The organism is Vibrio algicola (assembly GCF_009601765.2).
Taxonomy (GTDB): Bacteria; Pseudomonadota; Gammaproteobacteria; order Enterobacterales; family Vibrionaceae; genus Vibrio; species Vibrio algicola.
The window spans coordinates 464,045-479,755 of record NZ_CP045699.1; the positions used below are offsets into that span (position 1 = coordinate 464,045).

At 43.5% G+C, this 15,711-nt stretch carries 18 protein-coding genes; 5 read left to right on the forward strand and 13 right to left on the reverse strand.

Annotated elements, in window-relative coordinates; all coding sequences use genetic code 11:
- Window positions 1–5 precede the first annotated feature (5 nt).
- On the forward strand, window positions 6–1,451 hold the full coding sequence (gene tldD / locus GFB47_RS02005; RefSeq protein ID WP_153446162.1) for a metalloprotease TldD: 1,446 nt from the start codon (window positions 6–8) through the stop codon (window positions 1,449–1,451).
- A 127-nt stretch (window positions 1,452–1,578) separates the two neighbouring features.
- On the opposite strand, the gene yjgA is transcribed toward tldD, so the two are convergent.
- Window positions 1,579–2,133, reverse strand: a complete 555-nt coding sequence (gene yjgA, locus GFB47_RS02010; protein ID WP_153446164.1) for a ribosome biogenesis factor YjgA — start codon at window positions 2,131–2,133, stop codon at window positions 1,579–1,581.
- Window positions 2,134–2,249: 116 nt separating this feature from the next.
- Here yjgA and pmbA point away from each other — a divergent pair, with 116 nt between their 5' ends.
- Entirely contained in the window at window positions 2,250–3,593 is a 1,344-nt protein-coding gene (gene pmbA, locus GFB47_RS02015; RefSeq protein ID WP_153446165.1) for a metalloprotease PmbA, read from the forward strand.
- Window positions 3,594–3,671: 78 nt separating this feature from the next.
- Here the strand turns inward: pmbA and mgtE are convergent, their stop codons facing one another.
- The 12 genes from mgtE to GFB47_RS02075 all read right to left on the reverse strand — a co-directional run bounded on the left by mgtE (window position 3,672) and on the right by GFB47_RS02075 (window position 13,199).
- Window positions 3,672–5,042 carry a magnesium transporter gene (mgtE, locus tag GFB47_RS02020; RefSeq protein WP_153446166.1) on the reverse strand — a complete coding sequence of 457 codons (1,371 nt, stop codon included), beginning with the start codon at window positions 5,040–5,042 and terminating at the stop codon, window positions 3,672–3,674.
- 151 nt (window positions 5,043–5,193) lie between these two features.
- Window positions 5,194–5,469, reverse strand: a complete 276-nt coding sequence (locus GFB47_RS02025; protein ID WP_153448109.1) for an HPr family phosphocarrier protein — start codon at window positions 5,467–5,469, stop codon at window positions 5,194–5,196.
- A gap of 41 nt (window positions 5,470–5,510) precedes the next feature.
- Complete coding sequence (gene rapZ, locus GFB47_RS02030) at window positions 5,511–6,368, reverse strand: RNase adapter RapZ (protein ID WP_153448110.1); 858 nt, start codon at window positions 6,366–6,368, stop codon at window positions 5,511–5,513.
- Between the two features lie 53 nt (window positions 6,369–6,421).
- Window positions 6,422–6,868, reverse strand: coding sequence for a PTS IIA-like nitrogen regulatory protein PtsN (gene ptsN / locus GFB47_RS02035; RefSeq protein ID WP_153446167.1), 447 nt, complete (start codon window positions 6,866–6,868; stop codon window positions 6,422–6,424).
- A 2-nt stretch (window positions 6,869–6,870) separates the two neighbouring features.
- Window positions 6,871–7,158 carry a ribosome hibernation promoting factor gene (gene hpf, locus GFB47_RS02040; RefSeq protein WP_153446169.1) on the reverse strand — a complete coding sequence of 96 codons (288 nt, stop codon included), beginning with the start codon at window positions 7,156–7,158 and terminating at the stop codon, window positions 6,871–6,873.
- A 43-nt stretch (window positions 7,159–7,201) separates the two neighbouring features.
- On the reverse strand, window positions 7,202–8,671 hold the full coding sequence (locus GFB47_RS02045) for an RNA polymerase factor sigma-54 (protein ID WP_153446171.1): 1,470 nt from the start codon (window positions 8,669–8,671) through the stop codon (window positions 7,202–7,204).
- 150 nt (window positions 8,672–8,821) lie between these two features.
- Window positions 8,822–9,547: an LPS export ABC transporter ATP-binding protein gene (lptB, locus tag GFB47_RS02050; RefSeq protein ID WP_153446173.1), complete on the reverse strand. Its 726-nt coding sequence runs from the start codon at window positions 9,545–9,547 to the stop codon at window positions 8,822–8,824.
- A gap of 1 nt (window position 9,548) precedes the next feature.
- The gene (gene lptA, locus GFB47_RS02055) at window positions 9,549–10,046 is read right to left on the reverse strand and encodes a lipopolysaccharide transport periplasmic protein LptA (protein WP_153446174.1); all 498 of its coding nucleotides are present in this window, start codon (window positions 10,044–10,046) and stop codon (window positions 9,549–9,551) included.
- Window positions 10,027–10,590, reverse strand: coding sequence for an LPS export ABC transporter periplasmic protein LptC (lptC, locus tag GFB47_RS02060; RefSeq protein WP_153446176.1), 564 nt, complete (start codon window positions 10,588–10,590; stop codon window positions 10,027–10,029). Before lptC ends, lptA begins: the two co-directional genes overlap by 20 nt.
- Window positions 10,587–11,144 carry a 3-deoxy-manno-octulosonate-8-phosphatase KdsC gene (gene kdsC / locus GFB47_RS02065; protein ID WP_153446177.1) on the reverse strand — a complete coding sequence of 186 codons (558 nt, stop codon included), beginning with the start codon at window positions 11,142–11,144 and terminating at the stop codon, window positions 10,587–10,589. The genes lptC and kdsC overlap by 4 nt, the downstream gene beginning before the upstream one ends.
- Window positions 11,144–12,115, reverse strand: a complete 972-nt coding sequence (locus GFB47_RS02070) for a KpsF/GutQ family sugar-phosphate isomerase (protein ID WP_153446179.1) — start codon at window positions 12,113–12,115, stop codon at window positions 11,144–11,146. Before GFB47_RS02070 ends, kdsC begins: the two co-directional genes overlap by 1 nt.
- 115 nt (window positions 12,116–12,230) lie before the next feature.
- Entirely contained in the window at window positions 12,231–13,199 is a 969-nt protein-coding gene (locus GFB47_RS02075; protein ID WP_153446181.1) for a calcium/sodium antiporter, read from the reverse strand.
- A gap of 343 nt (window positions 13,200–13,542) precedes the next feature.
- On the opposite strand from GFB47_RS02075, the gene mlaF reads away from it, so the two are divergent.
- From mlaF to mlaD, 3 genes are all read left to right on the forward strand, one after another.
- Entirely contained in the window at window positions 13,543–14,343 is an 801-nt protein-coding gene (gene mlaF, locus GFB47_RS02080) for a phospholipid ABC transporter ATP-binding protein MlaF (RefSeq protein WP_194704506.1), read from the forward strand.
- A gap of 34 nt (window positions 14,344–14,377) precedes the next feature.
- Window positions 14,378–15,145, forward strand: a complete 768-nt coding sequence (gene mlaE, locus GFB47_RS02085; protein ID WP_407701692.1) for a lipid asymmetry maintenance ABC transporter permease subunit MlaE — start codon at window positions 14,378–14,380, stop codon at window positions 15,143–15,145.
- Between the two features lie 64 nt (window positions 15,146–15,209).
- Window positions 15,210–15,695 (forward strand): outer membrane lipid asymmetry maintenance protein MlaD, encoded by a 486-nt coding sequence (mlaD, locus tag GFB47_RS02090; RefSeq protein ID WP_153446185.1) that lies wholly within the window; start codon window positions 15,210–15,212, stop codon window positions 15,693–15,695.
- The last annotated feature ends 16 nt before the right edge of the window (window positions 15,696–15,711 follow it).

Sequence of the window (15,711 nt, forward strand, 5' to 3'; positions counted from 1 at the left end):
CACCTATGACTTTAAATACAGTAGAGCAAGCATTATTAGCCCCAACAGGGTTAACCGACAGTGATATTCAACATACGCTAGAAAGTATTGCCACTCGTCAAATTGATTATGCGGATGTCTATTTTCAATCTAGCTGGCATGAGTCTCTGGTGCTAGAAGATAGCATCATTAAGGATGGTTCATTTAATATTGACCGTGGAGTGGGTATTCGCGCTATCTCGGGTGAAAAAACCGGTTTTGCTTATTCCGATCAAATCGATCTTAATGGTTTAAAACAAAGTGCTATTGCGGCACGCGGGATCGCTCAACAAGGTCAGTCGGCCAGTGTGAAAGCGTTTTCAAAAGTGGTGACGCCGCAAACATATCAAGCGGTTAATCCATTAGACAGCTTGGATAAGCAGCAGAAGATTGAATTACTAAAAGAGATTGATGCGTACGTTCGCAGTAAAGAGCCTCTGATCCAAGAAGTCTCTGTCAGCATTAATGGCGTTTATGAGCAAGTGTTAGTCGCGGCTACTGATGGGACTTATGCTGGTGATGTGCGTCCTTTAGTACGTCTATCCATTAGCGTGTTAGTGCAACGTGGTGATAAACGTGAACGTGGTAGCGCAGGTGGCGGTGGTCGTTATGGTTATCAAGCGTTTTTGCAACAAGAGGGTGATAAATCGGTGGCGCTGCATTTTGCCGATGAAGCCATTCGCCAAGCATTGGTTAATTTAGATGCTGATGAAGCGCCAGCTGGCACCATGCCTATCGTATTAGGCGCAGGTTGGCCGGGGGTGTTATTGCATGAAGCAGTAGGGCATGGTTTGGAAGGGGATTTTAACCGTAAAGAGTCATCGGTTTTCTCGGGTAAACTTGGCCAGAAAGTGACATCAGATCTGTGCACCATTGTGGATGATGGTACTTTAAAAGATCTACGCGGCTCGATTAATATCGATGATGAAGGCGTGGCTGGACAATACAATACGTTGATCGAAAATGGAGTATTGAAAGGTTATATGCAAGATAAGCACAATGCCGGTTTAATGGGAGTGGCGCCAACCGGTAATGGTCGTCGTGAATCTTATGCGCATTTACCAATGCCGCGCATGACCAATACCTACATGCTGCCAGGTGAGCATACCCCAGAAGAAATCATTTCAACCATCAAGAAAGGCTTATACGCGCCTAACTTTGGCGGTGGGCAAGTGGATATTACTTCTGGTAAGTTTGTGTTCTCAGCTTCAGAAGCGTATTTAATTGAAGATGGTAAAATCACTCGTCCAGTGAAAGGCGCAACCTTAGTCGGTTCGGGTATTGAAGCGATGCAGCAAGTATCTATGGTCGGCAATGACTTGGCGATTGATAAAGGCGTTGGCGTGTGTGGTAAAGCTGGACAAAGCGTGCCAGTGGGCGTAGGTCAACCGACGTTGAAGCTAGATGCAATTACCGTGGGTGGTACGCAGTAAAAGCTAAAGACATACTATCATCAAATAAAAAAAGCGATCCTTGTAGGATCGCTTTTTTGTTGCTCGCATTTACGGATATCTTAAAACCCGAAAATATTAAAACTGAAAACCGGTAAAAACCAGCCTTCTAAAGATCGTTTTGTTCGAGCTTTTTCTCTGCCGCTTCTTCTTTCAATTCTTTTAGGATTTGGAAGATTTCACGCGATGCTTTTGGCGGCTTATTGCTGCCTTTTTCTTTTTGCGCTTGGCGAGCCAATTGACGTAAGCGTTGGCGATCAGCGTTTGGATATTCTGCCATTACTTCTTCAATCGCAGGATCAACATCGACCACGATGCGATCACGCGTTTGCTCTAGCTTGTGCAATTCTGCAGTCGCTTGTGAGTGCTTGTTACGCAGTTTATCCAGCTCAGCTTGAATTGGCGCAGGATCAATCTGACGCATCAATTTGCCAATGTATTGCAGTTGACGACGTTTCGCTTCGTTTTTGAAGCGTTGTGCATTGTCGATAGCATGGCGTAAATCATCACTGATCGGAAACTTATCTAACGATGATGCTTTTAAGCCAACTAACTCTTCGCCCAATGCTTGCAAGGCGTTCATATCTTCTTTCATCTCGGTTTTACTGACCCAGATGATTTCCTCTTCTTCTTCCCAAGGCGCTTTTTGATTCTTACGAGCCATAATTTTCTACTTATTTGGTGAACTTACTGGGTATTTTAGCAAGAATTATGGGGATAAAGTGAAAAGCTTGTTATTCTAAGCGTAATTAATTCAAAAAAAGATGAATAAGACTCGTTATGGACGCAAAACAACAGATCGCTCAACAGAAAATTGAATTAGAAATCGCAGTATCAAAAGCATTGGAAATGGCGAAAGTCAGCGCCGATGCGGTTGAAGTGGCGATCACAAAAACGACTGGTATCAGTGTTTCTAGCCACGACTGCGAAGTGGAGAACGTTGAATTTAATAGTGACGGTGCATTAGGCATTACGGTGTATCGCGATCATTGCAAAGGCAGTGCATCGACATCGGATTTAAGTGATGCCGCGATTCAAAAAGCGGTTGAAGCGGCGTTAGATATTGCACGTTATACTTCAAAAGATCCGTGTGCGGGACCGGCGCCAAAAGAATTGATGGTAAAAGAAATTCTAGACTTGGATTTATTTCACCCTGATGAGCCCAACCCTGATCATGCGGCAGAGTTGGCTATTCGTGCGGAACAAGCGGCACTAGCTTATAGCGATAAGATCAAACAAAGTGATGGCGCAAGTTATGACAGCCATTACGGTATTCGTGTTTATGGTAACAGCCACGGTTTGATTGCCAGCAATGCTTCTAGTCGTCACAGTTTAAGCTGTAGCGTGATTGGCGCAGGCAAAAATGGCGAGATGGAACGCGATTACAGTTACACCATGGCGCGTCATAAAGGTGCCCTGTGGACTCCAGAACAAGTTGGTTTGGAGGCGGCAGAAAAAACCGTTAGTCGTTTGGATGCGCAGCGAGTAAAAACGGGTCAATATCCGGTGTTATTTCAAGCCGATGTCGCCACCGGTTTGCTTGGCCATTTAGTGATGGCGATCAGCGGCGGCAATTTATACCGTAAATCATCATTTTTGCTTGATAAACTGGGTGAGACTATTTTACCTGAGTGGTTTAATGTGGCTGAAAAACCGCATGTACTGCGTGGTTTAGCCTCGAGTGCATTTGATAGTGAAGGGGTCTTTACCCAAGATAAACAAATCATTACTGATGGCGTGTTATCGACTTACCTACTTACTAGTTATGCAGCGCGTAAGATGAATATGACTCCAACAGGGCACGCCGGTGGCATTCACAACTGGTTTGTGCAAACTAACGGCCCAGACTTTGCTGGTATGCTTAAAATGCTAGGTACTGGCCTTGTGGTGACAGAGTTGATGGGCCAAGGCGTCAATATGGTGACTGGTGATTATTCTCGCGGCGCGGCGGGTTTCTGGGTTGAAAATGGCGAAATCCAATTCCCAGTGTCTGAAATTACCATTGCCGGTAACTTACAGAATATGTTTACCAATATGGTTGCGGTTGGCAGTGATATTGAAACGCGCTCACAAATTCAAACGGGGTCAATTTTGATTGAATCAATGAAAGTCGCGGGTGAATAAAACGTTGGCGGTTTAATCTAAACCGGCGTCATCTCGGTACGAGGGACGAGTTAGATAAATTCTCGTCCCGTGTTTTGTTTAAATTAAATTCAGCTTAATCATCAAACTGGCTAAGCCTAAGAACGCCGACAAGCCCACCATATCGGTAACCGTCGTGAGCGCCATTCCTCCGGCCAGAGCAGGATCAATGTTCATCTTTTTGAGTAATATTGGAATACTTACCCCAGCAATACCGGCGGCTAATAGGTTGGCAAGCATAGCAACCGACATAATTAAGCCCAGCACAATACTGCCTTTCCATAGCATCACGATACCACCAATAATGATGGCCCATAACATACCATTCAGCAGACCAATCGCGGCCTCTTTGAACAGTAAAGAGCGTTGGTTGGTGCTACCGATGTGACCCAAGGCTAAACCACGAATAACCAGCGCGACGGTTTGATTACCGGCCACACCACCCATTGATGGCACTATGGTCATTAATACCGCCACCGATGCCATTTGCGCTAATGTACCTTCAAACATATTCGATACCGATGCGGCGGCCAGTGCAGCCAGTACATTGGCACCGAGCCAGATACTACGCCGACGAACGGACTTTACTACAGGGGCAAAGGTATCTTCATCATCATCCAAACCCGCCATACTCATCATCGAGTGCTCGGCATCTTCACGGATAACATCGACCACATCATCGATGGTGATACGACCGACTAAGATCCCATTAGCATCGACCACAGGGGCAGAAACCCAATTACGACGTTCGAACAAACTGGCGACATCGGTATCACTGGTATCGACCGAAATAGCTTCATCCGCATCTTCCATAATATCGACGATCGGGGTGTCGGTTTGGGCGGTTAAGAGATCGGTTAAAGACAGATGTCCGGATAATTTGTTGTCACTGTCGACCACATAAAGTGCATCGGTATTTTCAGGTAATTCGCCTTTCATGCGCAAATAACGCAATACCACATCGACATCAACGTCACTACGAATGGTAATAACGTCGGTGTTCATTAACCCACCGGCAGAGTCTTCTGGGTAAGACAGTGCAGTTTCAACCCGTTGACGATCGGCGCTGTCCATTTGGTCAAGCACTTCACGCGAAATATCATCTGGCAGACTACGCAGTACATAAGCGACATCATCGGTATCCATGCCTTCGGTGGCTTCGGCCAGTTTTTCTGGCGCCATTTTGGATACGATATTATCTTTTATATCTTCCGACAGTTCGTCGAGGATCTCACCGTAATCTTCTGGATCAGTCAGTTGCCATAAAACATCACGGCTTTTATGTGGTGAGGCTTCGAGAAGATGGGCAATATCTTCTGGTTCCATATCCTGTAGTTGACGACGGACATGGACAAAACGACCTTCTTCGATCGCTTCGCTAACTTCTTGGAGGGTTTGGTGGGTGAGTTCAAACTCTAATTGTTCAGCCATGCAGTCCTCCAAAAAGAAAAATAAAAAGGTGAGGGGTGCCAAATAGTCGGCGACTTGTGAGCTGAATCTTAGCGTAATTGTGGTCGAATTGTCATTTCTTTCCTGCTGTTAGGTAAAAAAAATGAACCGGAATTAGATATCGTGGCGAGGTTTATTCATCTTCGTCGAATTTTTGTTCAATTAATCCACAAACCGCTTCCAGTGCTTGTGATGCTTGTGGGCCCTTGGCTTGAATCGTCACATGCTGACCTTGGGATGATTCGAGTAACAATAAGCCCATTACGCCATCGGCGATCACTTCTTTATCACCATTGCCGATCGTCACTTGCGCATCAAAACTTTGCGCGAGTTCAACTAATTTTATTGCCGCGCGAGCATGCAAACCTAATCGATTTTGGATGAGTACCGTTTGGCTACAAGACTCCATTTTAATGGAATTATTTGTGTGAGTGGTTTCATTGGTCGGCATTATCGATTTTTCTCAAGTGAAGTATGACGGATCTGAACTTGATGACCGAGGGCTTTAAAATGCTCGCCTAATTTTTGGGTGATATAAACCGAGCGATGTTTGCCACCAGTACAGCCGATAGCCACGGTTAAGTAACTGCGATTGTTTTTCTCAAGTAAGGGTAACCACTGGCTAATAAATTGTTCAATGCTGTTGTTTAGATTTAATACGTCCGGCTGAGCTTCAAGGAATTCAATGATAGGTTGATCTAAGCCAGTGAGGGGGCGTAACTCTGGCACCCAATGAGGATTGGGCAAAAAGCGCACATCAAAGACATAATCAGCGTCATTAGGCAGACCAAATTTAAAGCCAAATGATTCAAATACCATTACCAGATCTTTTGATTCTCGGCCTTGAACGCGGATCCGAACCGTTTCGCTCAGTTCGTGCAGAGACAGGTTACTGCTGTCTAACACCAAATCAGCTTCTTCTTTTAAATTAAGTAACAGGTTTTTTTCTAGCTCAATCGCTTGTTCGAGTGAGCGCTGTTCGCCGAGCATAGAAAGAGGGTGTAAACGTCGGGTTTCACTATAACGTTTTAATAAGGTTTCGGCATTGGCATCTAAAAACAACACATTAACATCATGGGTTTGTTTTAGTTGTTGGAGTGTGAGAGAGACTTCGGTTGGATCTTGCGGTAAGTTGCGGATATCAATGCTGACCGCGACATTTTGTTCGCTACTTCTTACCGAGGCAACAAATTCATCCAGCAAGTTTACTGGCAAGTTATCAACACAATAATAACCAAGATCTTCCAGTACTCGTAAGGCGACACTTTTGCCTGCACCAGATTGACCGCTGACCACAATAATACGCATATTACTGCTGTGTTCATTGTTCACATCCGGATGATGAGATTCGCTTTGCATGATTAACCTTGCATCATTATGTCGTAGAGTTCTTGATCGGACTGAGCGTGACGCAGTTGTTTTAGCGTCGCTTTGTCATTAAGTTTTTCTGCCATCAGTGCCAATGTTTTTAAATGTGTTTTGCATTGTGCATCAGGGACTAATAACGCAAAAAGGATATCCACTGGGCGGTTATCTATAGCGTCAAAATCAATTGGTTGTTCACATTGTAGTAGGACGGCAATTGCTTGATCGCTGTCTAAAATACGGCCGTGCGGGATGGCGATACCATTACCTATGCCAGTGGTGCCAACCTTTTCTCGGTTTAGCATACACTCGAATAAGTAAGTAGAGTCGAGGCCAGTGCGAGTGGCAGCCAGTTCGCTGATCAACTCTAAAGCGCGTTTTTTACTGGTACACTGGACTGCGCTTTTGCTGCAGTCCAGAGAAAGTACTTCATTTAATTGCATAGTTAGTGATTACTCAGTTTCTCTTTGTGTTTGTTTAATTGACGGCTCAGTTTATCGACCAATTCATCAATTGAAGCATACATGTTTTCATTTTGTGATGAGGCGTGTATTTCTCCACCATTGACGTGTAAGGTCGCCTCTGCAATTTGTTGTTGTTTCTCCACCCGCAATACGACATGGGTATTGTTTATATGTTCAAAGAATCGCTCTAGCTTTTGAAACTTAGTATTCACGTAGTCGTTGAGTGCATCTGTTAGATCGACATGGTGTCCGGTAATATTCATTTGCATAGACATTTCCTTTTGTTTTCCGGTGTTATGAGAAATTAATTATCTACATCAGTCGCTTCCGTTGACTTGAAGGGGCAATGTGAAGCGATTCTCGGTATTTAGCAACGGTACGGCGTGCGACTTGAATACCTTGCGCGACTAATAGGGTCGCAATTTTATTGTCACTTAATGGCTTCTTAGTGTCTTCTTCTGCCACCAGTTTTTTGATCAGTGCGCGAATGGCGGTCGATGAACATTCGCCGCCCGCTTCGGTACTGACATGGCTTGAGAAGAAATACTTCAATTCAAAAATACCACGCGGGGTATGCATGTATTTTTGGGTGGTGACGCGTGAAATGGTGGATTCATGCATATCAACATCGAGTGCGATATCATTAAGCACCATAGGTTTCATCGCTTCCTCACCATACTCAAAGAAATCTTGTTGATGTTCAACAATACAACGTGCGACTTTGAGCAAGGTCTCATTTCTGCTTTCTAAACTTTTAATTAACCATTTAGCTTCTTGAGTATGGGCGCGAATGTATTGGCTGTCTGGGTTATTGCCTTTAGCCATTGCCGCATACTGCTGATTCACCTTTAAGCGTGGCACACTGTCGGGGTTTATGGAAACCGTCCACTTACCTTTTTCTTTAAAAACCGACACATCCGGCACAACGTATTCGGTATCATCGGGTGTGATGCTATTACCTGGGCGAGGATCGAGCTGTTGGATCAGTTGCAATACCTGTTTTAATTCATCTTCTTTTAATTTGGTATCGCGATAAATCAGTCGATAATCTCGATTGCCAAGTTGATCGATATGCTGTTCTAGTAGCATCTTGGCTTGAGTTAACCAAGGGGTATCTTGAGGAAAAGTGGCCAGTTGTAATAATAAACATTCTTGTAGATTGCGTGAGGCGACACCTAGCGGATCAAATTGTTGGATCCGCTTTAATACTGCCGTGATCTCATCGATTTCAATTTCTATGTCGCCTAAGCTTTGTTGAATATCTTCAAGAGACTCGGTCAGATAGCCGAAATTATCGAGACCATCTAAAATCGCGTAAGCAATAGTGCGATCGGTTTCACTAAAAGGGGTAAGCTCTAATTGCCAAGCAAGATAATCATGCAAGGTTTCGGTGGTTTCGCCTTGGTAGATAGGTAATTCAGCTTCCGAACTTATGCCTGTGCTGCCAGTATTGGCGCTGTAGATATCTTCCCAACTGGCGTCAATAGCAAGATCTTCGCTAATATTGGATTGTTCAAATTGTTCTGAACTGTCCGGCACTTCGGCTTCGTTGAATTCACTCTCGCTGGTGGTAGCGGATTCTGACTCAGGGCTTGATGGTGTGCTTTCTTCGTTACGGTCTTCTTGTGGCTCTTCCACTTCAAGCAACGGATTTGAGTCGAGCGCTTGTTGGATCTCTTGTTGCAAATCGAGCGTGGATAATTGCAATAAGCGGATCGCTTGCTGCAATTGAGGTGTCATGGTGAGGCTTTGACTAAATTTAAGCTGCAATGAAGACTTCATACAATGTCCAGCGCCTTAATAATAGAGTCTCGGTAGCTAAATGTTAGGTGCTAAGTCGTTAAGTACCTAAGTTAAGAAGCTAAGGAAAGTACCATCCTTGATACTTGAGTTGTCGCGATGCTGTTGATTAGCAGAGTTGAGATAAACCGCCTATAAGCGGAAATCTTCACCTAAGTATACTTTTTTCACTTGCGCGTTATTTAGCACTTCTTCTGGTGTACCATTAGCGATTAAATGCCCTTGGCTCACAATATAAGCATGCTCACACACATCCAACGTTTCACGTACGTTATGGTCGGTGATTAATACACCCAGACCACGGTCACGTAAGTGCTGAATGATCTTCTTGATATCAATAACCGAAATCGGATCGACACCAGCAAAGGGTTCGTCCAATAAGATGAATTGAGGATTAGCGGCTAATGCGCGTGCAATTTCAACACGGCGACGTTCGCCACCAGAGAGTGCCATACCTGCACTTTTACGAATATGTTGAATACTAAATTCGTTTAATAGATCTTCGAGTCGGTCTTGTTTTTCTTCGCGAGTCAGTTCTTTACGTGTTTGAAGTACCGCTAAGATATTATCTTCAACTGATAATTTTCGAAAAATAGAGGCTTCTTGAGGTAAGTAACCAATCCCCATGCGAGAGCGTTGATGCATAGGTAAAATGCTGATGTCTTCACCATCAATACTAATGGTGCCTTCGTCACGAGACACTAATCCCACTATCATATAAAAAGAGGTGGTTTTACCCGCGCCATTAGGGCCGAGTAAACCGACAATTTGCCCTGATTTTACTTCAAGACCCACATCACTGACGACTTTTCGGTTGCCATAGGTCTTAGCTAATTTTTCAGCTTTTAGCATTGCCATATTATTTAGTACCTACTTGATCGGGTTGCAAAACGGTGGATACACGTTGTCCATCACCACTATCGGCGGTAAGGTTTTGAGCTTTAATCAGGTAAGTGATCACTTTACCTTTAATCACGCTATCATCTTGGTGCAGTTCGGCATTGGTGGTCATGATCAGTTTATCGGTCTTGACGTTATATACTAAGGTGTTGGCTTGTCCTTTGAGTAACTTGCCATCATCGGTTTTTTGTGAAAAATGCGATGGTTTGCCATAGCCTTGTAATTCTTCAAGTTGCTGAGTTTTGCTATTACGGATCACGATCAGCTTATCCGCGGTTAAATGAATACTGCCTTGGTCAAGCTCAACATTACCAGTAAACGTCACTTTATTGGTGTTCATATCTAGATGTTGCTTATCCGATTTGATATGAATGGGTTGATGTTGATCGCTGGTCAGCGCCCAAGATGCGTTTGGGATTAATAAGCAAATAAATAAACTAAGGTGTGAGAGTTTCATACTTACCCTGTACTTGGTTAAACAGCGTGGCAATATTGGATTTGAAGTTGCCTTCTAATGCATTGCCGCTATTAGTAAATTGTGGTCCAATCATGAAAACTTTAGTGTCGCTTGAGAAATCTTTACTTTTCAGGTCAATCAACATTTTTTCGGTGTTCATGGTATCAAAACTGGAATCTGGTAGATTGTTTTTAGCCACCACATGCCCGATCAGTGTGAGCTTATGATCTTTATCCAATACCGCAGTATCTGAGTTTACCACCCATTCAACTATTTTACCTTGTTGGTAAATGGTGAGGACCGGCTTATGAAATACGGTGTCGCCACTCTGGGCATAATTTTCGAGGGTGACTGCATAAATTTTATAGTCCCGCGTGCCTTCAAGATTATATTTGACCGAGTTTAAGTCATTACTGGTAAATAATGGATGCTCTTTATCTAAAGTGATCTGGGTTGAATCGCTTGAGGATTTTTGATACAGGTAGTAACCGGAACCACAGGCAATGATGATCAAAATTAAATACATGAGCCGCGAAAAACTCATATGCTTTGCCCTTGGTAGGTTTCGAGTTCATCTCTGGCTTGTAAAATAAGATCGCATACTTCACGCACTGCGCCATGACCACCATTAATATGGGTCACATAGTTGGCGCGTTGAACCAATAGTGGATGCCCATCAGCAACGCTCACTTTTAATGCTACTTTCTCCATTACCGGCCAATCAATCAAATCGTCACCAATGTAGCCAACTTGTTCTGGCTGCAGATTTAGTTTGTCCATGATGTCTTGATAGGCGACGAGTTTATTGTCTTGCCCTTGATAGATGAGTTTAATGCCTAACGCTTGCATGCGATTTTCAACAATTTGAGATTGTCTGCCGGTAATGATCGCGATTTCAATTCCCGCTTGCATTAACGACTTAACCCCGTAACCATCACGAGTGTGAAAAGTTTTGAATTCTTCGCCTTGGTTGCCCATGTACACTAAACCATCGGAAAAGACGCCATCAACATCGCAAATCAATAGTTTGATCTGTTTTGCGATCGCGAGGATCTGATTTGAAGCTTGTCCATATGGGGTGAGAGTCATAGAACTCATTACATTACTCCGGCTTTTAATAGGTCGTGCATATTCAGCGCTCCAACTAATTTACCATCTTGACATAGCATTAATCCATTAATGCTTTTTTCTTGCATCATGTTTAGCCCTTCAACCGCCAGTAAATTTGGATTGGCTACGGTTGGTTTTGCGTTCATAACTTGATCTATGGTCGTAGTATGAATATCGATACGTTGATCAAGTAGGCGACGTAAATCCCCATCAGTAAAAATACCCAGTAGGGTCATATCAGCTTCAACCACCGCCGTCATACCTAATCCTTTTTGGGATACTTCAAGCAAGGCATCACGGATTAGTGCGTCTTTAGATACGGTTGGTAACATGTTACCAGTGTGCATAATATCGGTGAGTTTTAATAATAACTTACGACCTAACGCGCCGCCAGGGTGAGAAAGGGCGAAATCTTCGGAAGTAAATCCGCGCGCTTTCATGAGCGCGATGGCTAAGGCATCGCCCATCACTAAGGTGGCAGTGGTGCTGGTGGTTGGGGCTAAATCGAGCGGGCAAGCTTCTTCGGGCACGGTGATTTGCAGATTAATATCGGCCAGTTTCGCCATGTTAGATTCAGGTTTGCCAGTCATACTGATAATTTTGATATTACGACGCAGCAGCACTGGGTAAAGCGAGAGAATTTCAGATGATTCACCAGAATTTGAAATCGCGATCACAATATCATTGCTGCCAATCATACCGAGATCGCCGTGACTGGCTTCACCGGGATGAACAAAAAACGCCGAGGTGCCTGTGCTGGCAAGAGTGGCCGCAATCTTGTTACCGATATGACCCGATTTTCCCATCCCCATGACTACAACTTTGCCGTCGTTATTCAAAATTAACTCGCAAGCCTGAGCAAAGTGGCTATCAAAATATTGAGCTAGTTGGGTTAACCCTGCCAGTTCAATCGCAAGAACGTCGTTAGCGGCAGCGCAGTAATCAAATGAAGTCGACATGAACACAATCCTAAAAATAATTCAAAGTAGGGAGATCCCTTTGTTACTTAAAGCCGCGTCAAGCTAGGCCTAGTAAAATGGGGAAACTGTCACAAGAGAAATTGCTGTTACTTTATCATGCTCCAACATTGTAAAAAAGGTAACCTTGATAAGCTAAAAAGCAGGTGAACAATATTGCGCCTTCAATACGATTAATAGTACGTGATTTTCCGAGCACCATGATCACGAGTAATACCGAAACACCCAGCATAACCCAAAAATCTCGGCTCATAATGTGTTCGCTGATTGCCGAAGGATGGATTAAGGCTGGTATACCCATTACCGCAAGAATATTAAAGATATTTGAGCCGATGATGTTACCCACCGCCATATCATCTTCACCTTTCATCACACCGGCAATTGATGCTGCTAATTCAGGAAGGCTAGTACCAATCGCAATGATGGTTAAACCAATCACCAGATCACTCATACCAAAATATTTAGCAATAACCACAGCATTATCAACTACTAAATTTGATGAGACGAGTAATAAGACTAATCCGACTACCACCCAGAACAGCGCTTTTTTATTATCGACCCCTTCAGGGATTTCTGATTCTTGTTGTTCAATTAATACGTCATTGGTTAGCTTTTCGTTTTTACTGATCCGTAACATCATTAAAATGAAGCCAATAAATAATACAACTAATGCAATACCTTCATAAAAGCTGAGGTAATTATCCCATAAGATAAAGCCAGAAATAACGGTGACGCCCATCATGAGTGGCAGTTCGCGACGTAAAATAGTTGAACCAATCAATAACGGCTTGATTAGTGCGGTAATACCTAAAATTAACGCAATATTAGCAATGTTCGAACCCAGTACATTACCAATTGCAGTATCGGTTTTACCTGCTAATGCTGCCGCACCCGAAACCATCATTTCAGGCGCTGAAGAGCCCATAGCTAAAATGGTCATACCGATAACCAATGGTGAAATACCCATATTTTTAGCTACAGCCGCTGAGCCATATACGAGTTTATCAGCACTCCACACTAACAATGCTAAGCCAAAAATAAGTAATCCAATCGCAGTGAATAACATGTTTTTTCCTGTAATAAATAGAATTATGTTGTGGTACACCGACTCTAATTGACATTACGCTTCAATAAAATTCAGCATAAAAGCAGTGTTTTGGGGTATTAAATTAGGATTAAATCATAAAGCGCGATTCTGACGTTTAGCGCTTCTAAATGGAAGTGTTTGTAGGTATTTATTCATAATTTATTGTAAATAGGGATTAAAACCTGATACCGGTAGCAAAAATGACTGGCTGACCTAGATTGCAGTGTTAATACACAAACGTGCAGATTACTTTGAATTCAAGCACTAATCACTTATGATGCTTGAGTGTATTGCATTTGTTATTACTTATACAGAGGTCATTATGGAAGATGATTTAATATCCATTCGGTCGATGACCTTTCGTCGTCAACAGCGAGTAATTTTTGATGATATTAGTTTGTCGATCCCCAAAGGAAAGATCACCGCCATCATGGGGCCTTCTGGTATAGGTAAAACCACCTTATTGCGTTTAATTGGCGGGCAAGTGTTGCCTGAAAGTGGTGATATCGACTTTGCTGGCGATAACATCCCGCAATTATCCCGTTCTGAATTATATCGCGTGCGCAAAAAAATGAGCATGTTGTTTCAATCGGGAGCGCTGTTTACCGACATGAGCGTTTTTGACAATGTGGCCTTCCCATTGCGTGAGCATACTGAATTATCCGATGATTTAATCCGAACATTGGTATTACTGAAATTAGAAGCAGTAGGTTTGCGTGGCGCGGCTGAATTAATGCCGAGTGAGCTGTCGGGCGGTATGGCAAGACGCGCCGCACTCGCTCGTGCCATTGCACTCGACCCTGAACTGATCATGTATGACGAGCCTTTTGCTGGACAAGATCCCATCGCAATGGCGGTGCTGGTGGCGCTGATCCAAAGTTTAAATCATGCATTAGGCATTACTTCTGTGGTGGTCTCACACGATGTACCTGAAGTGATGAGCATTGCCGATCATGTCTACTTACTGGCCAATGGCAAAGTGATTGCTCAAGGTTCGCCGCAGCAACTGAGAAATATGGAAGATGAACGTGTTCAGCAGTTTTTAACCGGCAAAGAAGATGGTCCGGTTCCGTTTCATTTCCCCGCCCCGTCACTACAAAAGGATTTATTTGAGCGTGAATAAACCCAAGAAAAATAATAATCGACAGCTTGATTGGATCGCCGATTTAGGGGCCAACAGCCTACAGTTTTGTCAGTCAGTAGGGCGCGCGTCATTAATGCTGTATGGTGCATTGTGCAGTCGACCTCAGTTTAAAAAAAGTTTTCCGCTATTGATTAAGCAATTGTATGTGATTGGCGTGCAGTCATTGGCGATTATCATGGTGTCGGGATTATTTATCGGTATGGTGTTGAGCCTGCAAGGTTATGTAATTTTAGTGGATTATGGAGCAGAAGGTAATCTTGGACAAATGGTGGCGCTGTCTTTATTGCGTGAACTTGGCCCTGTGGTGACCGCATTATTGTTTGCTGGTCGTGCTGGCTCAGCTTTAACCGCTGAAATAGGTTTAATGAAAGCAACCGAGCAACTCTCTAGCCTTGAAATGATGGCAATAGACCCTCTAAAACGAGTGATCGCGCCACGTTTTTGGGCCGGAGTGATCTCAATGCCATTACTGGCGATGATTTTTATGGCGGTCGGTATTTGGGGCGGTCAGATTGTCGGAGTGGATTGGAAAGGGATTGATGCTGGCAGTTATTGGTCTGCGATGCAATCGGCGGTCAATTTAGGCCATGATATTGGCAATAGCGTAATTAAATGTATTGCTTTCGCGATCACTATTATTTGGATCGCGTTATTTAATGGCTACGATTGTGTACCGACTTCGGAAGGGATCAGCCGCGCCACAACTCGTACCGTGGTGCATTCATCTTTAGCAGTATTAGGGCTAGACTTTATATTAACCGCGTTGATGTTCGGTAATTAATGTTAGGTAATTAATCGCTTGGTTTTACCGTGTAGGAATAGAACATAAATGATGGAAAAGGATTATGGATAAAAATCGTCGGATTGAGTTATGGGTAGGCTGTTTTGTGTTAGGCGCAATATTGGCTATTTTAGTGATGGTGTTTAAAGTCGCCAATGTGACCAGTATTGGACCCAGTGATAGCTATACCTTAAAAGCCAACTTTGACAATATTGGTAACTTGAAAGTGCGCTCGCCAGTCAAAGTGGGCGGGGTTGTGGTGGGGCGAGTCAGTGATATTAGTTTAGACACCGAGCAATATATTCCGGTAGTGAGCATGACAATTGGCAGACAATTTGGTCAGTATCCAGAAACCTCGAGCGCACAGATTTTAACTTCAGGCCTTATTGGCGAGCAATACATCAGTTTAGTTCCTGGGTTTTCAATGGACGGTATTGCGATGCTTGATAACAATGATTTTGTGGAAGATACAAAATCGGCATTAGTATTAGAAGATCTGATCGGCCAAATGCTGTATAGCGTAAAAGGGTCGGATTCAGATAAAAAATAAAGTCATTAGAGAAGGA